This window comes from Maritimimonas sp. 2405UD52-3 (assembly GCF_056591715.1).
Genome location: NZ_JBWQOL010000001.1, coordinates 632,965 through 656,771, shown reverse-complemented (window position 1 = coordinate 656,771; position 23,807 = coordinate 632,965). Strand labels below are relative to the sequence as shown.

The window sequence follows — 23,807 nt, the reverse complement described above, 5'->3', positions numbered from 1 at the left end:
TAACAACAGGTTGTAACATGATTTTATAACCTACCCAAACTAACTCTTTCCATACTTATACGACTAACTTTATTAAGATTGTTGAATAAAAGCCATAAAAAAACCCAAAGCTATTCACTTTGGGTTTTTTGATATAAGATAACCTTATGCTTCTACTTTATCTTCAGCCGTGTAAAACTGAAATTGTAGATACTTGTAAGCATCTCTAGGTAAAATTTTAATCCACTTTTTATAGGCGAAAAACCATTTATTTTGAATTGATGGAAAACCACTCTTTAAATAAGAAGCCACAAAGGGGTGTACATGCAATGTAATTCCTTTTGAATTCTTCTTTTGATTTAATAATCTCTGTAGTTCATTTTCAATCTTATCAATCAATACAATAGGAGCCTCGACTTCTCCATTCATATTAGGATTTTCTTCACTCGTCTTAATAACCCTCTCTGGGCGAACACGTTGTCTTGTAATTTGAACAAGTCCAAACTTACTTGGCGGCAATACTTTATGTTTGGTTCTTGTGAGTTGCATTTCCTTTTTTAAATGTTCATACAGCTTCTGTCTATGTTGAGCCGAATGCATATCAATAAAATCTACAACAATAATTCCTCCCATGTCTCTTAATTGTAATTGTCTAGCAATTTCTGTTGCTGCAATCAAATTAACTTCTAATGCAGTATCAGCTTGAGAGTTTGCTTTGTTTGAACGATTACCACTATTTACATCTATAACATGTAAGGCTTCTGTATGCTCAATAACCAAATACGCTCCTTTTTGCATAGAAACAGTCTTACCAAATGCTGTTTTTATTTGTCGTTCTATCTTATACTTTTCAAAAATAGGTACTTTAGAACGGTGCATCCTTACAATAGATGCCTTTTCAGGAGCAATTCTAAAAAGATACTCTTTTAACTCATCATGTAAAGATTTGTCATTTGTGACAATGCCCGTAAATGAATCATTAAATACATCTCTTAAAATAGAAGAGGCTCTGTTCAGTTCTGATAATACTTTAACAGGAGCTTGAGCATTAGGCAATTGTTTACACAACGTTACCCATTGCTTCAATGAATTCTGCAAATCTTTATCAAGTTCTGCTACTTTAATACCTTCTGCAACGGTTCTTAAAATAACGCCAAAACCTTTTGGCTTAATACTTTTTGCAAGTCGCTTTAAACGTTCTTTTTCCTTTCTACTAGATATCTTCTGTGATACCGATACTCTATCAGAAAAAGGAACTAATACTAAATATCTACCGGCAATAGAAAGCTCAGAGCTTATACGAGGACCTTTTGTAGATATTGGTTCTTTTACAACTTGTACTAACAAATTTTGACCAGCTTTTAATACTTGATCAATTTTTCCGTTTTTATCAATGTCTTTTTCAAAACGGAAATTTTTTAAAGTGAATTGTTTTAATTTACCTGTGCTTACTAGCTTGATGAATTTACTTAATGAAAGTAGTTGTGGTCCTAAATCATGATAATGCAAAAAGGCATCTTTTTCGCTACCTACATTTACAAATGAAGCATTTAATCCTGATAAGGTTTTTTTAATCTTGGCTAAAAATATATCACCAACATTAAAATTATTTTCTACATTTTCTTTGTGTAATTCTACAAGCTTTCCATCTCTTAATAAGGCAAAATCTATATCAGAGGAATTTGATCTAATAATTAATTCTGTTTTCACTCTGTACGTTTTTTGTACCTACACAACAGTTTTAACAAAACTTGTATTTGTGTAGATGGATTTATAAAAATTTCACAGGTTGTTTTAACCTGACGAGATTTAAAAATTTAAATCTCTTTTTTCAAAGAACGGGTTTTAGATTTTTAAAAAAAGAAATAGTTGATTTTCAACTATTTCTTCTTCTTATGTCTATTTTGTCTACTCCTTTTTTTACGTTTATGAGTAGAAATCTTACTGCGTTTTCTTTTTTTTCCGCTAGGCATATTTCAAACGTTTTATATACTGTTATTATTGCTTAATTATTTAACCGGAACGTTTTTCTTTACGCCCTCAACAAAAATCTTTGCTGGTTTAAATGCAGGAATATTGTGAGCAGGTATTTTAATAGTAGTGTTCTTAGAGATATTTCTACCTGTTTTCTCAGCTCTTTTCTTAACTGTAAAGCTTCCAAAACCTCTTAAATAAACATTATCTCCTTTTTCTAATGAAGCCTTTACCTCTTTCATCAAATCTTCAACTACTCGTAATACATCTGCTTTTTCGATTCCAGATTTTTCTGAAATATTAGCGACGATCTCCGCTTTTGTCATTATTAATTATTTTTAATTGTTATTCATTAATTTTAAGGGTGGCAAATATATAACATTTATATCTTTTTCTGAAAGCTAATTCTCTAAAATTTAATAAGATAAAAGCAGTATTATTGCAAAATTTATTGAGATAATGCAATTTTCTAACACATTAATTCAGTGGTATTTACAAAATAAACGTGATTTACCTTGGCGAAAAACCAAAGACCCCTATTTAATTTGGCTATCAGAAATCATATTACAACAAACGCGCATTAACCAAGGGCTGAATTATTACATAAAATTTAGCGAACGCTTCCCTACAGTTTTTGATCTCGCCAAGGCGAATGAAGAAACTATTTTGAAATTGTGGCAAGGATTAGGATATTACTCAAGGGCAAGGAATTTGCATTATTCAGCCAAGTATATTGTCAATGAATTGAATGGTATCTTTCCATCAACATATAATGAATTGTTAAAACTTAAAGGAGTGGGAGACTACACCGCATCTGCAATAGCTTCTATTTGTTTTAATGAACCCACAGCTGTAGTTGATGGCAACGTATATAGAGTGTTGGCTCGATATTTTGGCATTAAAACTCCAATTAATTCAACTAATGGCATAAAAGAGTTTAAAGCCTTAGCTCAAGAATTAATAGACACAAAAAATCCTGGCACTTTTAATCAGGCTATTATGGAGTTTGGTGCACGTCAATGCAAACCTCAAAGTCCAAATTGTGCAGTATGCCCTTTAAACAATAGTTGTATTGCTCTTCAAAAAAAACTAGTTGCTAAACTTCCCATTAAGGAAAAGAAATTGAAAATAACTAAAAGATATTTTAACTTCTTAGTACTAGATTCAAACAATAAAACAATTATAGAGCAAAGAACTTCTAAAGGCATTTGGCAAGGCTTATATCAATTTCCCTTGTTTGAAAGCGATGGAGAATTGAGCTATAAAGACTTTATTAAATCAAAATCTATATCTAACCTACTAAATATTAATGAAAGTAAAATTCATTTGTTCAATTCTAAGTCCATCATTCACAAATTATCACATCAACATTTATATACTAAGTTCTGGATAATTGATACTACAGAAGCAATTGAAAACTCCATTTCGTGGGATACTTTTAGCAGCTACCCAATGCCTATTTTAATTCATAACTTTGCTGCAAAATTTAAAGGGCTGAATTAGCTATTTTACTATCTTTGATTAGTTAAAACAAAAACAAAATGGCAGGAACGCTTAATAAAGCAATGTTGATAGGGCACTTGGGTGATGAAGTAAAGATGCACTATTTTGAAGGTGGAAATTCAATTGGTCGCTTTCCGGTTGCTACCAATGAAAGTTATACCAACAGGCAAACTGGTGAAAAGGTAACTACAACCGAATGGCATAATTTAGTTGTTCGTAATAAATTGGCAGAAATTTGCGAGAAATACCTTTCAAAAGGTGACCGAGTATATGTTGAAGGACGTATCAAAACTAGACAGTGGGAAGGACAGGATGGGCAAAAACGTTATTCAACAGAGATACATGCTACAGATATGACCTTTTTAACTACTAAGAAGGATTTGCAATCTAGCACATCACAAGCGCCTGCAAATGCAAACCAAAAGGTTGAAGAAGCACCAAATAAAATGGAAAATGAATCACAGGTAGATGACGACCTTCCATTTTAAAGTTGAATTAAATTGAACGTATTTGGATCCTGAACCTCCGAGTTTATATATTATAAATTCCTTTAACGGAACCCTCAGTATTGGTATTATTGCTTTACTAGTATTACTATGCCTTTCTGCACTCATTTCTGGCGCCGAAGTTGCTTTCTTTTCATTAAGTAAGGCTGACTTAGATGAAGCTTCTAACGATAAATCGCAAAAGAAAAAAGTAGTTGCTCAGCAATTAGAAAATCCAAAAAAATTATTAGCAACTATACTTATTGCCAATAATTTCATTAATATATTAATTGTACTATTATTTGCTTACATAGGTGAATATTTCTTTTCAACTATCAGCTCAACTGTACTTCGATTTACTATTGAAGTTATTGTTGTTACTTTTTTAATCTTATTATTTGGCGAAGTTTTACCAAAAATATACGCCAACAGAAATGCCATACAATTTGCATCTTTCATGGCATTACCAATTAAGTTATTAAACTCGCTACTCACCTTTGTGAGTATTCCACTTATGAGCCTGACTACTTTAGTTGAAAAACGTTTAGGAAAAAAACAATCAGACTTTTCAGTGGAAAAACTCTCACAAGCGTTGGAACTAACATCTGAAGAAGCCACAACAAAAGACGAACAAAAAATACTGGAAGGCATTGTGAATTTTGGAAATACAGACACTGCACAAGTCATGTGCCCAAGAATGGATGTTTTTGCCTTGGCTGACGATGAACAATATACAGAAGTGGTATCAAAAATTATTAAAAATGGACATTCCAGAATTCCCGTTTATAAGGAAAGTATAGATGAAGTTATTGGAATATTATATACTAAAGATTTATTGCCCCATCTTAACAAAAAGTCCTTTCAATGGAAAAAGCTATTGCGCGAACCTTTTTTTGTGCCTGAGAATAAGAAATTAGATGATCTATTAAAAGAATTTCAAGAAAAGAAAAATCACTTGGCAATTGTAGTAGATGAATATGGCGGTACCTCAGGTATTGTAACTTTAGAAGATGTTATAGAAGAAATAGTTGGGGATATTAGTGATGAATTTGATGATGATGACCTTTCTTATTCAAAAATAGACGATCATAATTATGTTTTTGAAGGTAAGATAGTATTGAAAGACTTTTATAAGGTATTACAAATTGAAGAAGAACTATTTGAGGAACATAAAGGAGAAGCAGAAACATTAGCTGGATTCATTCTTGAAATATCAGGAAAGTTCCCTAAGAAAAATGAAGTGATTACTTTTGAGAACTATCAATTTAAAATAGAGGCTCTAGATAAAAAAAGGATTAAACAAATAAAAGTTACATTGCCCCATGATTAAGAATTTTCACTTTTTATCATTCCCGTATAAGCAGCAATCCATTTTACTAGTAGTTATTTCTCTATTAATTGTTTCCTGTAAAGAGGAAACGCTACCTAAACCAAAAGCATTTTTGCGCTTATCATATACAGATGCTGCCTATCAAAAAGCTGAATTACCTTGCCCCTATACTTTTGAGTTTTCACAGAAGGCTCAATTAAACCCAAATGAAAAATGTTGGGTAAATATTAAATATCCCAAATTGAAAGCTTCTTTAAATATGACATACAGACCCATTACCAATAACTTAACAGAGTTATTACGTGAGTCAGAAAAACTAACTTACAATCATGCTATAAAAGCAGATGAGATTAGCGCACAACCGTATGTGAATTTTGAAAAACGAGCTTTTGGATCGGTATCTGAAGTAACTGGTAATGCCGCTTCACCTTTACAGTTTCATTTAACTGATAGTACTAAACATTTTGTAACCGGAGCTTTATACTTTGAAGTTCAACCAAATTATGATTCGATTCTACCAGCTATCAAATATGTAGAAAAAGATCTAAGGCATATCATGGAAACTTTTGAATGGAAAAATTAAGAAAGTACTGTTTTAGACAATTTACCTTCTAAAATCAAATAAAATTGCATCCCGAATAAGATAGCCGCGAATAACATGTGCGTTGCCTGCATTCCGAAAGGAAAGGCTGCATAGTACATTAAAATACCTGCTATAACTTCAACAGCGAGAACAATCAACATCCAGATAGGCAAAGTAAATCCAAGGTTTAATTGCTTATTTCTAAAAAACAACCACACGTTTAGTACAATTACTAAAATTGAAAAAGAACGATGTATTAAGAAATTGGAATTTCTATCAAGGTTTAAGAGTCCTTTATTTTCAAAACCTATTAGCTTTAATTGTTCATCAACAAATTGACGTACTTCTATTCCTAATACTATTTGAATAATTGTTAATGTAAAGGACAAGAAGAGCAAAATTCTAAAAACCTTATCTATTTTAAATTGTTTATTAGAAATTCTTGTTTTATAAACCAATACCAATAGTAATGCAGCTATTAATAAAGCCACGAGCATATGAATAGTAATTTTAGAAATTGCTAAATTAGAATCAACTACAGTTTTACCCAACCAGGCTTCAAAACCCATTAAGAAAAAAGTACCGAAAGAAAGTATGGTTACTATTTTTTGCTCTTTCCAATACCACAATGAAACAATAATTAATGCAATAAAGAAAAAACCTGAAATTACAGTAGCTAACCTATTAATATATTCCACCCAAGTGTGGGTTACATTAAATTTGGCATAATCATGCTTGGTATAGGCTTGCCAATTAGTAGTAATGAAAGTATCTGAAGTAGTAAAAGTATGTTGAGCTACCCATAATACCTCATCCTTAACAATAATACGTCCTTTTTTAAATTCTGTATTAGGCTTCCATAGAATGGCATCTTCGTTTGTTGGTGGTACTAAGTACCCAAAGCATTTAGGCCAATCTGGGCACCCCATACCACTACCTGTCATACGAACAGTAGCGCCTGCAAGGATTATTACATAAATAGAAATCAGGCAAATTTTGACTAGGAAAGGAAAGTATTTTTTCATCAAAAACCTTTGTGCAAAGATAAATTAAAAGCATAAAAAAAGCCTCCAAAATTTGGAGGCTTTAAATTTCTATAAAGAAAGATATAAAACTAAATTAGTTCTCAACCTTTTCCTTTACATCTTTAGCTGCTTTTTCAACAGCACTAGCGCCATCTTTTACAGCTTCTTTAGCACCTTCTTTAACTGCGTCTACAGCATCACCTGCTTTTGCAGCAGCAGAGTCAGCTACTTTTTCTACAGCGTCGCCAGCTTTTTCAACAGCGTCACCAGCAGCGTCTACAGCATCACCAGCGGCGTCAGCAGCTTTATCAGCCGCGCCTTCTACTGCCTCAACAGCATCTTTAGCGTCTTCAGCAGCTCCTTTTGCAGTTTCCTTACAAGATACAGCTACTAAACCAACGATAGCTAGCATCAATAAACCTTTCATTAATTTCATTGTTTGATAATTTTAGTTTTTATACGTTAACGAAACGCAAATAAACCAATTATATTTCATAAAGCCAAAAGTTTTTTGAAACTTTATTCTCCAGAATTAATTTCAATCGATTTAGTACCAGTGACTTTGTAGAGGTCACCACCGGCAATCTTTTGAACTACTGCAGCAATTTGATCAGCATTTACTTTATTTGCATCAAACTCTACTACCCCTTTTTTATCATCAAAATTAACTTTGGCCAAGGTTACACCTTCAGTTTTAGATAATTTAGATTCTATTGTCTTAGCACAACCTATTTCACACGTCATCCCTTCTATATCTATTGATACCTTTTTAAGGTTTACTGCTAAATCTTCCGCATTAGCTGTATTGACTGTAGTGCTTTTTGCATCTTGGACTTCTTTACAAGACAATAAGGCAAGTCCAATAAAAGTTAAAAAAAGTAATTTTTTCATCATCATTCTTAATATTACTGATGCAAACATACTAAAAATCAGTGGCTAAATTTTAGCCACATTTATTTCTAACTAAACTTTAACTTTTTAATGCTATAATCACGACATTTACAATCGCAAAACAGTATTAATGAACAATAACCCTCGTTGGTTTTATCTTATTATTCTCGCATTAGTATGGGGAAGTTCATTTATACTCATGAAAAAAGCGCTTATAGGTTTAACACCAATACAGGTAGGCGCCTTAAGAATTCTTATTACTGCCTTGGCATTAATAATTGTAGGCTATAAAAGATTAAAAAACATTCAAAAAAAACATTGGTGGCCGCTATTTATTACAGCATTGGTCGGTACATTTTTTCCTGCTTTTCTATTTGCTTTCGCCATTGATAAAATTGATAGTTCTGTAGCTTCTATACTAAATTCATTGACACCATTAAATACGCTTATCGTTGGATTTTTAGTTTTTAGTTTTACGTTTAGAAAGTCACAACTATTAGGAGTATTAATAGGTTTTGCAGGAACAATTGTATTAATTCTTAAAGGAGCCGAATCAAATCCCAATCAAAATTATTGGTATGCCTTGTTACCTATTCTATCTTCTATTGGCTATGCATTTAATGTAAATATCTTAAAAAAGTATTTAAACGATCTTGATGCTTTAGCTGTTACACTAGGCAACTTCATCATCTTAATTATTCCCACATTTATAGTCTTATGGTTCTCAGATTTCTTTCAATTATATGAAGAGTCTTCAGAAATGACTTACTCATTACTTTATATAAGTATACTTGCTATAGTGGGTACTGCCTTTGCCAAAACATTGTTTAATAAATTAGTGCAAATCTCTACACCCTTATTTGCCTCTTCAGTTACCTATTTAATTCCTATTGTAGCTGTTCTTTTTGGTATTTTGGATGGTGAAAAATTAACATTCATTCAATTGTTAGCAGGTGTTATAATTTTAGTAGGTGTTTACCTTGCTAATAAGAAATAGATTTCATCTAATAATTTCACCAAAACTATTGTGAATAAACAAAATAGACGTATATTTGCACCCGCCTAAATGGAAGGCAATTTTATTTTTTAAAATCAAGCGAAATAAACAATTAAATTATGTACGCAATTGTAGAGATAGCAGGGCAGCAATTTAAAGTTGCAAAAGACCAGAAGGTTTTCGTACATCGTTTACAAGAAAAAGAAGGTTCAAAAGTTACTTTTGACAATGTTTTGATGTTAGACGATGGTAAGGTTACCTTAGGCGCCCCAGTTATAGAAGGTGCAGCAGTAAATGCTAAAATATTAAAGCATCTTAAAGGTGACAAAGTTATCGTTTTTAAGAAAAAACGTAGAAAAGGTTACAAAGTAAAGAATGGGCATCGTCAATACTTATCAGAAATTCAAATTGAAAGTATTGTTGCTAGCGGTGCTAAAAAAGCTACAAAGAAAGCTGAACCAAAAAAGGAAGTAGCTCCTAAAAAAGAGGAAAAAGTAGTTGAAAAGGTTGCTGAGAAAAAAGCACCTGCTAAAAAGGTTACAGCTAAAGCAGATGATTTAAAGAAAATTGAAGGTATTGGCCCAAAGATTGCTGAAACTTTAGCTGCAGCAGGTATTGTTACATTTGCAGACTTGGCGAAAGCTAAACCAGCAGCTATTTCTGAGATCATTGCTGATGTAAGAGGTAATCATGTTACAGATACTTGGCCTAAGCAAGCAAAATTAGCTGCTGATGGTAAGTGGGATGAACTAAAAGAGTTACAAGATAAATTGGATGGTGGTGTAGAAAAATAACACTACTCATTATTAATCATATAAAATTATAGGATCATGGCACATAAAAAAGGTGTAGGTAGTTCTAAAAATGGTAGAGAGTCAGAATCGAAACGCTTAGGCGTTAAGATTTTTGGCGGTCAGGCTGCCATTGCAGGTAACATTATTGTACGTCAAAGAGGTACAAAACATCACCCTGGCGAAAATGTATATATGGGTAAAGACCATACATTACATGCGCAGGCTGATGGTGTTGTAAAGTTTACCAAAAAGAAAGACAATAAATCATATGTTTCAATTGAACCATTTGAAGCTTAAGATTTAGAAGAAGATACTTAAAAAACCCTTGCCATTTTGGTGAGGGTTTTTCTTTTATATTTGTTGAAATATTTTCCCTTTATGGGATGACTACCTAACCCAAATCAACGTTGAGTTCGTTAAAAGGATTTTTTAAAGACACTGTCATTTATGGAATTGCGGCGGTACTGCCTCGAGCAGTAAACATCCTTTTAACCCGATTACACACAGAAACCCTCGAAACTGATAAATTTGCCGAAAACACCTGGTATTTTGTCTTTGCTGCCTACTTTATTGGTTTTTTAACTTTTGGGCTGGAAACAGCATTTTTCAGGTTTTTTACTAAGGAACAAGAAAAAGGGAAGGTTGTCTCAACAGCCTTTATAACACTAGTTACCTCGGTTAGTATTTTTTTAATCATACTACTGGTATTTAACAATCAGTTTGCCGATTGGCTTGGGTTTAGCAATCCAACTCATTTAAAAATATTGACATTAGTAACTGCTTTTGATACTTTTGTAGTCATACCATATGCCTATTTACGAGTTACCAATAGACCTATAAAATTTGCATCTTTCAAAATTATCAATATTGTAATCTATGCATTTTTTAACCTCTTCTTTTTATGGTTCATACCTTATGCTTTAAGAAACAATATTAGCTTACCTGAATTCTTGGTAAACCACTATGAGAAAACACCTCCTGTGGTTTACATTTTCATTGCAAATCTCATTGCAAGTTTTGCAACCTTTTTAATGCTATTACCTCAATTACTCAAGTTCAAATTTGAATTTGATCGTTCTTTGCTTCGTAAAATGTTAAATTATGGAATTCCCATAATGATAGGTACATTGGCTTATGTAACTAATGAAAATTTAGACAAGTTGTTATTAGGTGATATGATAGGCAAAGACGAAATGGGAATTTACGCTGCTTGTTATAAACTTGGCGTTTTTATGACCTTATATGTAACGGCGTTTCGTTTAGGTGCTGAACCTTTCTTTTTTAATGAAGCTTCTAAGAAAAACGCCAAAGAAACATATGCTAAAATCATGAAATGGTTTACTATTATTGGTGCGATATTTTTATTAGTAGTTGTTGCTTTTATAGATATACCTGCTAGTTTATTGTTAGGTCAACCAGAATATTTTGAAGCTTTAGCAATTGTTCCTATTATTTTGTTGGCCAATTTATTTTTAGGTATTTACCATAATTTATCAGTATGGTATAAATTAACTGACAGAACCAAATATGGAATGTATTTCTCATTAATTGGTGCTGCTATTACTATTGCTTTAAATGTTGTTTTAATACCCAAAATAGGGTTTATGGCGTCTGCTTGGGCTACATTAGCAGCGTATGGCACCATGTGTATTATCTCTTATTTCTATGGAAAAAGATATTATGAAGTTCCATACAACGTCTTAAATATTTTCATGTATCTAGGAATATCAATTCTACTATCATTTATTTCATTTCATCAATTTAGGAACGACTACATTATATCAACTATATTTTTAATCCTTTTTATAAGCTTAATCTTCATAAATGAGCGTAAAGAATTTAAAACCATCTTTAAAAAATGACCATTAAGATCATCAACAAATCAAAACACACATTGCCACATTATGAAACATCAGCTTCTGCTGGGATGGATTTACGCGCAAATATAGATGAAGCTATTACGTTAAAACCTCTTGAAAGAGCTATTGTAAAAACCGGTTTGTTCATAGCTCTTCCTGTTGGTTATGAAGCTCAGGTACGGCCCAGAAGTGGGCTTGCTGCAAAAAAAGGTATAACAGTATTAAATGCTCCAGGCACAGTAGATGCAGATTATCGTGGTGAAATAGGCGTCATTTTGGTGAATTTATCAAATGAAGATTTTACAATTAATGATGGTGAACGTATAGCGCAATTGGTAATTGCTAAACATGAACATATTGCCTGGCAAGAAGTTGATATTTTAGATGAAACTCAACGTGGTGCTGGTGGTTTTGGGAGTACAGGTATCTAATTCAACTTTTTGTAGACCGCTAGCATAGACCTATATTCTTTATGCAATAACTCTTTATCGTAACTATAAGCTTCAGCTAGCTCAAAACCAAGTTTTTTATAAAAATTGAATGCTTGCCGCTGCTCTTGCATAACCTCCAACCACAAAAGATCATATCCCTTTTCTTTAGAAAGTCTTTCTATAAATTTCATAATAAGCGTACCAATACCTTTGTTCTGTGTATCTTGATGCAAATAAATCCTATGAAGTTTCACAGCATTTAGATTGGGTTTGGCATTGAGTTTTTGATCAAGAAGCAATCGTACAATACCTTTAATCTCATCTTTATAAAACACAAAATAATAGGGCTGACCTTCTGATAATTCCTTTTTCAAATTTTGCTTTGAAAATTGATCTTCTAAGTACCATTCACCTTCATCCTTCCAATAATGAGCGTAAGCAGGTGGGTAAATTTCTTGCATAAATTTATACAATAACTCATCATCGTGGATTGTAATTGTTTTTAAAAAAACATCATTGTTTAGCTGAATTTTCATTCGCTTTCATCAGGAAGTGAAACTCTATCCTCTATAGCATCATCAATTTTATTCATTGCCTCCTTAGGTAATAATCCTTTTGACGCCAAGACAAGTCCAAATACCATCAAGGCAATACCCATTCCACGTTTTATCTTATGCGTTACTTGTGGTGTTAGTTTATTTCTTAGTTGCTTTGCCAATAAAATTTTCAAAAGATCAGTCAAAAAGTAGCTAATGATAATGGTAGTAAAGTAGTTAAATATTCGTCTGTCATCCATATCAAGATTTGTACCTACAAAAACTACCACGCCTAGCCAAAATGCCAACACACCTATGTTGATGAAATTCAAGAAAAAACCTTTGACAAAAAGTGTTAAATAGTTATTCCTTTCAACCACTACTAATTCCTCATTAGTAATTACAGCTTTCCTTCGCTTGTAAAAGGTAAACAAGCCATAGATAAATAAAATACCGCCTCCTAATACAAACAATCTAGGATCATCCTTTATTTTCTCTAGCAATGTTCTACTCCCGTAGTAGGCAAAAGCAATAAAGATTATATCAGCTAAAATAACACCAAAATCAAATACCATTCCTGCTCTAAATCCTTTAGTTGCACTTGTTTCAAGTAACACAAAGAATACTGGACCTATCATAAAGGCCAGCGCAATTCCAAGAGGTATGGCATTTAAAATATCTTGTATCATATTACTCTATACATCATCATAGTCAACTCGTATCTTTGAAGTAGTAGGGTGTGCTTGACAGGTTAAAATAATACCATCTTCAACTTCTGCATCAGAGAGTATAGAATTCTTTTCCATCACAGCTTTTCCTTCAGTTATTTTGGCAATACAGCTGCTGCAAATACCTCCTTGACAAGAATATGGTGCATCTAATCCTTTAAGCAGGGCTGCATCTAAAATAGTATGCTCTTTTTTCATTGAAAATGTTTCCTCTTCATCATCTAATAGGATGGTGATTTGTGTCTCTCCATCGAGATTCTCCTCGATTTCAGAAGTTGGCTCCGATGGAGTAGTAAACAATTCAAAGTGAATGCTATCTTCATTAACACCTTTTCCCTTTAAAGCATCTTTAACCAAATGAATCATAGGTTCTGGGCCACAAAGAAAAAATCCATCAAAAACTAGATTTTTATATCTTTCAAGTAGTTCTTTTGTAAAGTTTTCATCTATCCTACCTGACCTTGCACCTTCATAGCTTCCTTGCGTATACGTATAGTGTGCAAAAAAACGATCACCATATTGTTTCAGCAAATCGTCAATTTCAGATTTAAACATCACATCATTTTGAGTTTTGTTACTATAAGCAAGCACAAAATTACTTTCTGGTTCAATTTCCAAAACTGATGTTATCATAGACAAAATAGGAGTGATACCGCTTCCTGCGGCAAAAGCCATATAATTCTTTTTATTAGTTACATTAGACTGAAGGTTAAATCTACCCTGAGGAGCAGAAATTTCTAACTCATCACCTTCTTTTAAAACGTTTACAGCGTACTTAGAAAAAAGACCATTCTCAACTGCTTTAACACCTATCCTTACTCGACTACTGTTTATTGAAGAACAAATGGAGTAATCTCTCCTTATCTGCTCATCTCTTAAACTTGTTTGAATAGTAATATACTGCCCTGGAATAAATGTGAACTTATCCTTTAAGCTAGCTGGAATGTCAAAAGTTATAGATACGGAATTGTAGGTTTGCCTAGCAATTTTTTTAATAGGTACATGATAAAATGATGACATGTAAAGGGCTTAAGATTTAAGCGTTAAAAATACAAAAAGAGGAACTGAAAAATAATTGAAAAGCAAAAAATTATCCTTTAGAAATTTCATCAGATAACTCGTTGCTATCGTTGGTTTGATACGGAAAGTGTTCTTTTAATTTTTCGCCTGTTTCAAGAATACCATCTTTTAAGCCTTGAGCATATTCACCCATTTTAAATTTGGCAATAAGCGTGTTCTTAATACTATTCCAAAAATCATTCGGCACAACTTGATCGATTCCTTTATCGCCAACTACCGAAAACTTCCTATCATCTACTGCCACATAAAAAAGCACACCATTTTGCTGAGCTGTGGCATCCATCTTCAAAAAGTAAAAGACCTCTTTGGCACGTTCCAAAGGGTCTTTTTCTGTATTTTTTTCTAAATGTACACGGATTTCTCCAGAAGTATTCTTCTCTGCATCACGAATTGCATCTATAATACTTTGTTCTTCGGCAGCAGTTAAAAAGGCTTCTACTTTAGACATTTATTCCTTTTTACCAAAATCAAAATTTACATCTGGAGCGTTCTCAGAACCGGGATCTGCTTTATATCTAGCCATTTCCTTAAAGCCAAACATTCCTGCTAAAATTTTTCCTGGAAATTTGGTGGTATGAATATCATAAATATTCACTTTCTCATTAAAACGGTCTCTCGCAACGTTAATCCTATTTTCTGTTCCTTCTAATTGAGACTGTAGTTCTAAAAAGTTTTGATTCGCCTTTAATTCCGGATAGCGCTCAACAGTTACTAATAATCTTGACAGCGCACCGCTTAATCCTTGTTGTGCTTGTTGAAAAGCTGCCATATTCTCAGCAGTTAAATTTGACGGATCAATTGTAGTTTGAGTAGCTTTTGCTCTGGCACTTATCACACTTTCTAAGGTTTCTTTCTCAAAATCAGCTGCACCTTGTACTGTTTTCACTAAATTACCGATAAGGTCGTTCCTTCTTTGATACGCGCTCTCTACATTAGACCAAGCGGTTTTAGCATCAGCTTCATATTCAACAGCAGTATTGTTAAAGCCAACAGCCCAGTTATACAATCCTAGTGCTAAAACTGCAAGTATTATTACGGGGATAAGCCATTTTTTCATGATAATAGTAATTTTAGTTGATTATAATTGATTTTTAATTTTTATAAGTTGATCTTTTACGCCTTGCAATCGCGCAATAATTTCATGATTGCCCTTTACTTTTTCAAGATTTTGCTTTAATTTATTCTTTGCACCATCTAAAGTAAATCCTTTTTCTTTTACCAAATGATAAATCATCTGCAAATTCTTGATGTCTTCAGGTGTAAAAAGTCGGTTACCCTTCGCATTCTTTTTTGGCTTGATGATATCAAACTCTTTATCCCAAAAACGGATTAATGAAGTATTAACATTAAAGGCTTTTGCCACTTCTCCAATTTTGTAGTATCGCTTGTCTGGTAGATCTATATGCATTAATCAAATGATTGGCCTTCTTGCGAAGCAGCTTCTAACATTTTTTTGAACTCTTCAGGTGTTAAATTTCCATAATAGAAATTTATAGGGTTAATGGCTTTGCCATTTTTATGTACTTCGTAATGTAAGTGTGGTCCTGCCGAACGACCCGTACTTCCAACAAATCCAATTAGGTCACCCCTTTTTACCTTCTGACCGCGCTTTACATTGTACTTACTCAAATGTGCGTAAATGGTTTTATAGCCAAATCCGTGGTCTATTTCTATATGCTCACCAAAACCGGAAGCTCTATTATCTGCACGTTTTACTCTTCCATTACCGGTAGCATAAATAGGTGTACCTGTAGGAGCAGTAAAATCCATTCCTTTATGCATTTTTCTAGCCTTGGTAAATGGGTCAGAACGCCAACCATACCCTGAAGCCATTCTTGTAAGATCTTCTTTTTTTATAGGTTGAATTGCCGGTATTGATGCCAATAATTTTTCTTTATCCTCAGCCAAATTAATAATCTCATCTAAAGATTTTGACTGAATGTAGAGCTGTTTTGACAGAATATCCATATTCTTGGTCACATCAACTATCATTTCAGAATTTTCAAAACCTTCTAATGATTTATATCTGTTAATTCCTCCAAAGCCCGCTTTGCGCTGCTCTTCAGGAATAGGGTTTGCTTCAAAATACAAGCGGTAAATGTCATTATCACGTTGTTGGATTTCGGCTAAGACATCCGTCGCCCTATCCATTTTCTTTGAAAGTAAGTCATAGCGTAACTTCATGTTATCAAGTTCTCTATTGAGTGCTTTTTCTTTAGGTGATTCTATAAATTGAAAAGAAAGAAAAACGATAAGCAAGGAAAACAAAACAGAACTGGCTAGGAATATTAAAGTCTGCTTAATTTTTTCCCGTTTTTTAAGCTCTATTTTACGATACGATAAAGTGTCTGAATCGTAATAATATTTTACCTTCGCCATAACGCTAAATTATACTATTTTTGCAGTCTATTAAGCATTTTTATATGCTTATTTTTTTGCATAACAACAAATTTACGAAATGTTTTGCAACTGAAAAAAAAGCCCTTTTATTTAGCTTTTAATTAACATTATGACGTCACAGGAAATCAGACAGCAATTTTTAGACTTTTTTAAATCTAAAAGCCACAATATAGTAGCTTCCTCACCTATGGTTCTCAAAAATGACCCTACCCTAATGTTTACTAATGCGGGGATGGTTCCTTTTAAGGAGTATTTTTTAGGGCAAAAAAAAGCGGATGTCAAAAGAATAGCAGATACACAAAAATGTTTACGTGTTTCTGGCAAGCATAATGATTTAGAGGAAGTAGGAATTGACACCTACCATCACACGATGTTTGAAATGTTAGGTAATTGGAGTTTTGGCGATTACTTTAAAAAAGAAGCTATTGCGTGGGCATGGGAATTACTTACAGAGGTTTATAAGATTAACAAAAATGACTTATATGTCACGGTTTTTGAAGGCGATAAAAATGATGGATTGGCATTTGATCAGGAAGCTTATGATTATTGGAAAGAATTGATAGATGAAGATCGCATTATCAATGGTAATAAAAAGGATAACTTCTGGGAAATGGGTGCTCAAGGACCTAGTGGACCTTGTTCTGAAATTCATGTAGATATACGATCAAAAGAAGAAAAAGCAAAAATTCCCGGTAAGGAATTGGTGAACAAAGACCACCCCGAAGTAGTTGAGATCTGGAATCTGGTTTTTATGCAGTATAACCGAAAAGCTGACGGCTCTTTAGAAGAACTTCCTCAAAAACATATTGATACCGGAATGGGCTTTGAACGCCTTTGTATGGTATTACAAAACGTCCAGTCTAACTATGATACTGATGTATTTACCCCTCTTATTAGGGAAGTTGAAACCATAACCAGATCTGAGTATAGTAAAGACAAAAAAACAGATGTTGCCATTCGTGTGATTGCTGATCATGTGCGTGCTGTAGCTTTTGCTATTGCTGATGGCCAACTACCCTCAAATACTGGTGCTGGTTATGTGATAAGAAGAATTTTGAGACGTGCTATTCGTTACGGATTCACATTTTTAAATCAAAAAGAGCCCTTTATTTTCAAGCTGGTGCAGACCTTAAGTAAAGAAATGGGAGTTTTCTTTACTGAACTAAAAGAACAAAAGCAATTAATTACAAATGTTATTAAAGAGGAAGAGCATTCCTTTTTAAGGACTTTAGAACAAGGATTGATCTTGTTGGATGGAATAGTTCAGCAAACCAAAGGAAATGTCATTTCTGGTGAAAAAGCTTTTGAATTGTATGATACCTATGGATTCCCAAAAGACCTTACAGCACTTATTCTTTCTGAAAAAGGATTGACCTTTGATGAAAAAACATTCAATGAAGAATTAGAAAAGCAAAAGAGTCGTTCTAGAGCAGCATCAGAAGTTGAAACTGATGATTGGCATATATTAGTAGACGATAAAGATGAAGAATTTATTGGCTATGACCAATTGGAAGCGAGTGTTAAGATTACACGCTATAGAAAGGTAAGTTCTAAAAAAGATGGTGATCAATATCAGCTGGTTTTTAATTTAACGCCTTTCTACCCTGAAGGCGGTGGGCAAGTTGGCGATAAAGGTTATTTAGAAACTCCTAACGGTGACGTTATTTATATTATTGACACAAAAAAAGAGAATAATCTTATCATTCATTTTGCAGAGAACTTACCTAAAAATGTTTCTGATACTTTTAAGGTAGTTGTTGATGAAAAGCAGCGTTTTAGAACAGCTTGTAATCATACAGCAACGCATTTATTGCACCAGGCACTTCGTGAGATTTTAGGTACACATGTTGAGCAAAAAGGGTCTGCAGTGCATTCAAAATATTTACGATTTGACTTTTCGCATTTTTCTAAATTAACTTTAGACGAATTGCGAGATGTAGAGAATTTTGTCAATGCAAGAATCAATAATAAACTAGCGCTTCAAGAAGACAGGAACATTACCATGACAGAGGCTAAAAATCAAGGTGCTATGGCACTTTTTGGGGAAAAATATGGTGATACTGTACGAACAATTCGTTTTGGAAAATCTATTGAACTCTGTGGAGGTACACATGTTCAAAATACAAGCGACCTCTGGCATTTTAAAATCAGATCAGAAAGTGCTGTAGCTTCAGGAATCAGAAGAATTGAAGCCATTACTTATGACGCAGTAAAAGACTTTTATTTTGAAACGAATAGAGCCTATTTTGAGATTAAGGATTTATTCAAAAGTTCGTCAAGCCCAATAGAATCTGTAAAAGCTTTGCAACAGGAAAACACCGAGCTTAAAAAACAGTTGGAAGTTTTTATGAAAGACAAAGCTTCTTCATTAAAGAATGATTTGAAAAAAAGTGCTGAAAACATTAATGGTATTAATTTTATTGCCTCAGAGGTAAGTCTAGATCAAAGTGCCATTAAAGATCTTGCGTTTCAAATAGGTGGTGAAATGGAGAACTTATATTTTATTGCAGGGTCTACCAATAATGGTAAGGCTATGCTGACAGTTTACATTTCTAAGAACATAGCAAATGATAACTTAAATGCCGGAAAGATAGTAAGAGAACTAGGTAAACTAATTCATGGCGGCGGCGGCGGGCAACCATTTTTTGCAACTGCTGGTGGTAAAAACCCTGATGGTATTAAAGAGGCGCTTGTAAAAGCGAAAGAATATTTATCATAGTTTAATATTTGTCATTCCGCACTTGATGCGGAATCCAGATTTTTCATAAACAAACTTCTACCGAAGTCTACCTTTAATGAAGACAAAAGGTAAGAATGACATTACTATAAAATGCAGTTACAAACGCAAATACCCTTAGAACCTCAACGATATCATTCTATTAATTATGATTCTGATTTGTTGTTACTAGGTTCTTGTTTTACTGAACATATCGGGTCTAAACTCTCCTATTTTAAATTTCAAAATCTTTTAAATCCCTTTGGAATTTTATTTCACCCTAAAGCGATCGAAAACCTTATTGCGAACTCTATAAATGAGAAGCGATACACTCAAGAAGATATCTTTTTTTTGAATGAACAATGGCATTGTTTTGAGGCACATTCTAGGTTAGGTCATCCTGAAAAAGAAGTTTTACTGCAAAACCTAAATAATGGAATAGACAATACGAGTCAACAAATAAATAAGGCTACACATATAATCATTACTCTGGGAACTGCTTGGGTCTATAGACATATTGAGTCTGATACCGTTATTGCTAATTGTCATAAAGTACCGCAAAAGGAGTTTTTAAAAGAGCTGCTCACCGTTGAAGAAATCCAGCAAAGTTTAGAAGCTATTATTGCATTGATTAAGAAAGTAAATCCTAAAGTCTCTTTATTATTTACAGTGTCTCCTGTACGTCATTTAAAAGATGGTTTTACTGAAAATGCAAGAAGCAAGGCTCATTTAACTGCTGCTATACACCAAGTAGTTGAGCCGCGTAAGAATACTCATTATTTCCCTTCCTATGAGTTGATGTTAGATGAATTACGTGATTATCGTTTTTATGCTGAAGACATGATACATCCTAATCAAATCGCAATTGATTATATCTGGGAAAAATTTCAAAGTGTCTGGATTTCCCAAAGTGCCAGAAACACTATGAAAGACATTGATATAATTCAAAAAGGATTGTTACACAAGTCTTTTAATCCTAATTCTGAACTGCACCAAACTTTTTTAAATTCTTTAGAAGAAAAAATAAAATTGCTTCAAGTCAACCATCCTTATATTTCTTTTGATTAAAGAATTTTCTTTTTCATGATAAATATCAGTTTTTGAGTTGAGTTTAAATCAGAACTTTATTCAAACAAAAAAGATGATTTATTATGAAAAAAAGAACACCCATATCAACAATAATGACTAAAGATGTCATCACATTGAATACCTCAGGTGACCTAGTAAGTGCCGAGCGACTATTTAAAGAAAATAAAATCAGACATATTCCGGTTGTTGAAGGCAATCAAATTAAAGGGATGTTAAGTTATACTGATCTTTTACGCATAAGTTTTGCAGATGCTATAGAAGATGACGAAAGTGACGTTGAAACCATTGTTTATAATATGTTCACAATTGAACAAGTCATGGCTAAAAATCTTATTTCTGTTTCACCATCAGCAACAATAAAGGAAGTAGCAGAAATTTTAGCCAATCAAGAATTTCATGCATTGCCAGTAGTTGAAGAAGATGAACTAGTAGGTATTGTAACTACTACAGATCTTATAAAATATTTATTGGAACAGTTTTAAGTACAGCTTGAAGTAGGGTCAATTTTGGTTAGTAAGCTTTTTAACTAAAGGATTTGTATATAAAAAGCACATAAAGGCTAAGTAGAACAATACCATCGCGCCAGTTCAATCGTAGGCCTTTGGGTAAGAATACCAATGGAAATATTAAAAAAGATACTCCCAGCATCCAGAAAATATCATTGTTAATAAGACTCATGGCATCTGGCTTTACCTCCACAGGTAAAATCATTGAAGTAATACCCAAAACTGCTAGAATATTAAACACATTTGAGCCCACTAAATTTCCTAATGAGATGGCTTTCTCTTTCTTTAAAACGGCAATTATAGAAGCCGCCAACTCAGGTACGCTGGTCCCAACAGATACAACCGTTACACCAATAATAGCATCACTTACACCTAAATTTTTAGCCAGATCAACAGCACCGGTGATTAAAAATTCAGAACCACCCCAAAGCCCTAAACCTCCAATCACTAAAAACAAAACAACCTTATACAAAGGTAAAAGCTCATCATCTTCAGGCATTTCATCAACGACTGCGGGTTTCTGAAATCGCAATAGGTAAATCAGGAAAATAATTAGCATTGAAAACATAATAATTCCCTCATACTGCTGAATTACCAGATCTTCTGCAATAAAAAAATACAGAACTATAGAAGCAAGCATCATTACAGGCCAATTTGTTTTGTAAAAACTTCTCTCTACATCTATGCTTCCTAAAATAATGGTCACTCCTAAAACCAATCCTAAATTCGCAATATTAGAACCAATGACATTTCCTATTGCCAAACCGGTGGCACCATCTAAAGCTGATTTTATACTTACAATTAGTTCTGGAGCAGAAGTAGCAAATGATACTACCGTCATTCCTATAACAATCTTTGGAATATTTAGCTGAAGTGATAAGCCTACAGCGGCCTTTAAGAGCCAGTTGCCTCCCAAAACCAATAAAACCAAACCACCAACTATGTATAGGATGCTCATAGACTAAATTTTGGCAAATATAATTTTAAAAACATTCTTTGAAGTTGTATGAATAACCTAAAATTTAGATAAGGATAATTTAAAGCCTTAAAATCAACAAAAAGAGTAAAAAACTAACCAAATAACTCATCCTTGAATTGACCTTATTATCTAAAAAATAATAAGGTTTTTTATTCATCAAAAAAACATAGAAACGATTCAATAAAAGATGAAAAGCACAAAATATAGCCAAAAAAAGATGACTTTTCATCATTTTTATAAAAATTGATGAAAAAATGCTCTACAATTATTATAATTTGTAACCATTTAACACAATTAAAGTTACATATTGTTACATATTTCAAGAAAAATAACTTACACTTGTAGGGCTTATTTTATTTAATACTTAAAATTTGGTAGGCAATTTCATAGATTTTATATTTTTTATGTGACCAGATTTTGGAAAACTTGGTATACTGAAAAAGAATTTATTCAACAAACTAAAAAATTAACCAAAATCTCTAAAAACTATGATTCAAATTATCATTACAATTATTGCAACCTTAATTAACCTATTTTAACCGATTTATTAACCCTTAAAGCCAAAAATCATGCTAACTTTTATTGGAGCACTATTGCTTATTACCGGAATCTTATCGTTGGTATTAAAACCTATTTTAAAACCAAACAAAGTACTAGACTGGTTTACCAGAAGAAAAAGTACTCAATTTATTACTCTGGGAATTATTCTAAGCATTTTTAATGGAATATTCTTCTACGCAGAGCCAGGAACAGCCTATGCCGTTCAGTATCCTTGGGGTGGACAAAAAGCAGTTTTCCGCCAGGGAATACATACAAAAATGTGGGGAAGGTTAATACCAATTCAATTTGAAATGCCTATTAAATATGTTATTCCGAATCAAGAAGGTGGTCTGGGCGACCAAAGTAAATATGCATACGCCGACGCAGCAAGACATTGGGAATTTAATGATGCCGTTAAAGGTAAAATTGCTACATCCGTCGTAATAAGTATCAATACTGGTGATGATAAGCAATTTCTATCGGTTGCCGATAGAAATAAAACTGAAAAAAATTTAATTCGCTCACGTATCATACCTAACATAGATCAATCTATAAAAAATACTTGCAAACTAATGGCTGCACAAGATTATATTTCAGGACAAGCTGCAGATTTTGATAGATATTTTCAAGATCAACTGGAAAATGGCATGTATGTGCTTGAAGAATATGCGGCATATGAAACACCGGATGTAATTGGTGATAGCACAGTTGTAAGAACTATAGTAAATAAAGAAACACGCCAAAAGCGTTTTAGAATCAAATATAAAAATGGTGAGCCTGTTCGGGTAAAGGGCAATTCTTTAAAATCATATGGGTTAACTGTCGTTCAGGCTGTTGTTAATGAAATTGATTGGGAACCTACCTTTGACACTCGTTTACAATTGCAAAAGGAAGAGGTAGCACAAACACAACTTGAAAAACAGCAAGCAGAACGAGAATTTTATAGAGCTCAGAAAGAAAAAGCCAAGGGAGAAGCTGAAAAAGCGACTGAAAGAGCTCGCTTAGAAAAAGAACAGATACAGCAAACTATTGCCGCAGAAACACAAGCTAAAGTAGCTGAATTCAATCTAACTGAAGAAAAGAAGTTGTATGAAGTGGCTATTTTTAAAGCAAAGACTCGAAAAACCTTAGCAGATGCTCAAGCTTATGAGAATACTAAACTTGTTACTGCTGGTTTAACTCCACAAGAGCGTGCTGAATGGAATTTTAAAACTGCAGTAGGAGTTGCCGCCGAGTTAAAATCATTGAAATTACCTGCAACATATATAGAAAGTGGTAACAAATCTGCTAACATTGGTAACTTATTGGAATCTCTAATAGGTGCTGAAATAGCAAAAAAAATGGTGGCTAAAAATAAATAGAAATATATTTACTACGAACAT

The 23,807-nt window shown here is 33.2% G+C and carries 26 protein-coding genes; 13 read left to right on the top strand and 13 right to left on the bottom strand.

From position 1 onward, the window contains the following. Window positions 1-144: 144 nt before the first annotated feature. Window positions 145-1,689 carry an Rne/Rng family ribonuclease gene (locus AC1EU5_RS03045; RefSeq protein ID WP_480190874.1) on the bottom strand — a complete coding sequence of 515 codons (1,545 nt, stop codon included), beginning with the start codon at window positions 1,687-1,689 and terminating at the stop codon, window positions 145-147. A 299-nt stretch (window positions 1,690-1,988) separates the two neighbouring features. After that, complete coding sequence (locus AC1EU5_RS03040; RefSeq protein ID WP_480190873.1) at window positions 1,989-2,279, bottom strand: HU family DNA-binding protein; 291 nt, start codon at window positions 2,277-2,279, stop codon at window positions 1,989-1,991. Between the two features lie 133 nt (window positions 2,280-2,412). Between AC1EU5_RS03040 and mutY the strand changes: the two genes are divergently transcribed. From mutY to gldD, 4 genes are read left to right on the top strand one after another with little or no spacing between them, the layout of a single operon-like run. Next, window positions 2,413-3,456 carry an A/G-specific adenine glycosylase gene (gene mutY, locus AC1EU5_RS03035; protein WP_480190872.1) on the top strand — a complete coding sequence of 348 codons (1,044 nt, stop codon included), beginning with the start codon at window positions 2,413-2,415 and terminating at the stop codon, window positions 3,454-3,456. A gap of 38 nt (window positions 3,457-3,494) precedes the next feature. Then, the gene (locus AC1EU5_RS03030) at window positions 3,495-3,944 is read left to right on the top strand and encodes a single-stranded DNA-binding protein (RefSeq protein ID WP_480190871.1); all 450 of its coding nucleotides are present in this window, start codon (window positions 3,495-3,497) and stop codon (window positions 3,942-3,944) included. Between the two features lie 22 nt (window positions 3,945-3,966). Next, window positions 3,967-5,271 carry a gliding motility-associated protein GldE gene (locus AC1EU5_RS03025; protein WP_480190870.1) on the top strand — a complete coding sequence of 435 codons (1,305 nt, stop codon included), beginning with the start codon at window positions 3,967-3,969 and terminating at the stop codon, window positions 5,269-5,271. Further along, window positions 5,264-5,854 carry a gliding motility lipoprotein GldD gene (gene gldD, locus AC1EU5_RS03020; protein ID WP_480190869.1) on the top strand — a complete coding sequence of 197 codons (591 nt, stop codon included), beginning with the start codon at window positions 5,264-5,266 and terminating at the stop codon, window positions 5,852-5,854. Before AC1EU5_RS03025 ends, gldD begins: the two co-directional genes overlap by 8 nt. Here the strand turns inward: gldD and AC1EU5_RS03015 are convergent. The 3 genes from AC1EU5_RS03015 to AC1EU5_RS03005 form a co-directional block, all read right to left on the bottom strand. Beyond that, complete coding sequence (locus AC1EU5_RS03015; protein WP_480190868.1) at window positions 5,851-6,879, bottom strand: COX15/CtaA family protein; 1,029 nt, start codon at window positions 6,877-6,879, stop codon at window positions 5,851-5,853. The two genes, gldD and AC1EU5_RS03015, sit on opposite strands and share 4 nt — an antisense overlap. Before the next feature lie 94 nt (window positions 6,880-6,973). After that, window positions 6,974-7,315, bottom strand: a complete 342-nt coding sequence (locus AC1EU5_RS03010; RefSeq protein ID WP_480190867.1) for a hypothetical protein — start codon at window positions 7,313-7,315, stop codon at window positions 6,974-6,976. A gap of 83 nt (window positions 7,316-7,398) precedes the next feature. Further along, window positions 7,399-7,800, bottom strand: a complete 402-nt coding sequence (locus tag AC1EU5_RS03005) for a heavy-metal-associated domain-containing protein (protein ID WP_480190866.1) — start codon at window positions 7,798-7,800, stop codon at window positions 7,399-7,401. A gap of 100 nt (window positions 7,801-7,900) precedes the next feature. Here AC1EU5_RS03005 and AC1EU5_RS03000 point away from each other — a divergent pair, with 100 nt between their 5' ends. From AC1EU5_RS03000 to dut, 5 genes are all read left to right on the top strand, one after another. Continuing rightward, complete coding sequence (locus AC1EU5_RS03000; RefSeq protein ID WP_480190865.1) at window positions 7,901-8,767, top strand: DMT family transporter; 867 nt, start codon at window positions 7,901-7,903, stop codon at window positions 8,765-8,767. A 119-nt stretch (window positions 8,768-8,886) separates the two neighbouring features. Further along, complete coding sequence (rplU, locus tag AC1EU5_RS02995; protein ID WP_480190864.1) at window positions 8,887-9,561, top strand: 50S ribosomal protein L21; 675 nt, start codon at window positions 8,887-8,889, stop codon at window positions 9,559-9,561. A gap of 36 nt (window positions 9,562-9,597) precedes the next feature. Further along, the gene (gene rpmA / locus AC1EU5_RS02990; protein ID WP_480190863.1) at window positions 9,598-9,858 is read left to right on the top strand and encodes a 50S ribosomal protein L27; all 261 of its coding nucleotides are present in this window, start codon (window positions 9,598-9,600) and stop codon (window positions 9,856-9,858) included. Window positions 9,859-9,968: 110 nt separating this feature from the next. Then, on the top strand, window positions 9,969-11,423 hold the full coding sequence (locus tag AC1EU5_RS02985; protein WP_480190862.1) for a lipopolysaccharide biosynthesis protein: 1,455 nt from the start codon (window positions 9,969-9,971) through the stop codon (window positions 11,421-11,423). Further along, on the top strand, window positions 11,420-11,851 hold the full coding sequence (gene dut / locus AC1EU5_RS02980) for a dUTP diphosphatase (RefSeq protein WP_480190861.1): 432 nt from the start codon (window positions 11,420-11,422) through the stop codon (window positions 11,849-11,851). The genes AC1EU5_RS02985 and dut overlap by 4 nt, the downstream gene beginning before the upstream one ends. On the opposite strand, the gene AC1EU5_RS02975 is transcribed toward dut, so the two are convergent. From AC1EU5_RS02975 to AC1EU5_RS02945, 7 genes are all read right to left on the bottom strand, one after another. After that, on the bottom strand, window positions 11,848-12,387 hold the full coding sequence (locus AC1EU5_RS02975; protein ID WP_480190860.1) for a GNAT family N-acetyltransferase: 540 nt from the start codon (window positions 12,385-12,387) through the stop codon (window positions 11,848-11,850). The genes dut and AC1EU5_RS02975 overlap by 4 nt on opposite strands. Then, window positions 12,384-13,076: a LysE family translocator gene (locus AC1EU5_RS02970; RefSeq protein ID WP_480190859.1), complete on the bottom strand. Its 693-nt coding sequence runs from the start codon at window positions 13,074-13,076 to the stop codon at window positions 12,384-12,386. Before AC1EU5_RS02970 ends, AC1EU5_RS02975 begins: the two co-directional genes overlap by 4 nt. A 6-nt stretch (window positions 13,077-13,082) precedes the next feature. After that, window positions 13,083-14,135 carry a 2Fe-2S iron-sulfur cluster-binding protein gene (locus AC1EU5_RS02965; protein WP_480190858.1) on the bottom strand — a complete coding sequence of 351 codons (1,053 nt, stop codon included), beginning with the start codon at window positions 14,133-14,135 and terminating at the stop codon, window positions 13,083-13,085. Window positions 14,136-14,205: 70 nt separating this feature from the next. Next, on the bottom strand, window positions 14,206-14,643 hold the full coding sequence (locus AC1EU5_RS02960; protein WP_480190857.1) for a TPM domain-containing protein: 438 nt from the start codon (window positions 14,641-14,643) through the stop codon (window positions 14,206-14,208). Then, on the bottom strand, window positions 14,644-15,252 hold the full coding sequence (locus AC1EU5_RS02955) for a LemA family protein (RefSeq protein WP_480190856.1): 609 nt from the start codon (window positions 15,250-15,252) through the stop codon (window positions 14,644-14,646). A gap of 21 nt (window positions 15,253-15,273) precedes the next feature. Then, on the bottom strand, window positions 15,274-15,603 hold the full coding sequence (locus tag AC1EU5_RS02950) for a MerR family transcriptional regulator (protein ID WP_480190855.1): 330 nt from the start codon (window positions 15,601-15,603) through the stop codon (window positions 15,274-15,276). After that, window positions 15,603-16,574: a peptidoglycan DD-metalloendopeptidase family protein gene (locus AC1EU5_RS02945; RefSeq protein WP_480190854.1), complete on the bottom strand. Its 972-nt coding sequence runs from the start codon at window positions 16,572-16,574 to the stop codon at window positions 15,603-15,605. Before AC1EU5_RS02945 ends, AC1EU5_RS02950 begins: the two co-directional genes overlap by 1 nt. 130 nt (window positions 16,575-16,704) lie before the next feature. Here AC1EU5_RS02945 and alaS point away from each other — a divergent pair, with 130 nt between their 5' ends. The 3 genes from alaS (at window position 16,705) to AC1EU5_RS02930 (ending at window position 20,882) form a co-directional block, all read left to right on the top strand. Continuing rightward, a complete protein-coding gene (gene alaS / locus AC1EU5_RS02940; protein ID WP_480190853.1) occupies window positions 16,705-19,314 on the top strand; it encodes an alanine--tRNA ligase in 2,610 nt (869 codons plus the stop codon). 111 nt (window positions 19,315-19,425) lie between these two features. Continuing rightward, window positions 19,426-20,379: a GSCFA domain-containing protein gene (locus AC1EU5_RS02935; protein WP_480190852.1), complete on the top strand. Its 954-nt coding sequence runs from the start codon at window positions 19,426-19,428 to the stop codon at window positions 20,377-20,379. An 83-nt stretch (window positions 20,380-20,462) separates the two neighbouring features. After that, the gene (locus AC1EU5_RS02930) at window positions 20,463-20,882 is read left to right on the top strand and encodes a CBS domain-containing protein (protein ID WP_480190851.1); all 420 of its coding nucleotides are present in this window, start codon (window positions 20,463-20,465) and stop codon (window positions 20,880-20,882) included. 40 nt (window positions 20,883-20,922) lie between these two features. Here the strand turns inward: AC1EU5_RS02930 and AC1EU5_RS02925 are convergent, their stop codons facing one another. Next, window positions 20,923-21,864 (bottom strand): calcium/sodium antiporter, encoded by a 942-nt coding sequence (locus AC1EU5_RS02925; RefSeq protein ID WP_480190850.1) that lies wholly within the window; start codon window positions 21,862-21,864, stop codon window positions 20,923-20,925. Between the two features lie 590 nt (window positions 21,865-22,454). Here AC1EU5_RS02925 and AC1EU5_RS02920 point away from each other — a divergent pair. Beyond that, window positions 22,455-23,786, top strand: a complete 1,332-nt coding sequence (locus tag AC1EU5_RS02920) for a hypothetical protein (RefSeq protein WP_480190849.1) — start codon at window positions 22,455-22,457, stop codon at window positions 23,784-23,786. Window positions 23,787-23,807 lie beyond the last annotated feature (21 nt).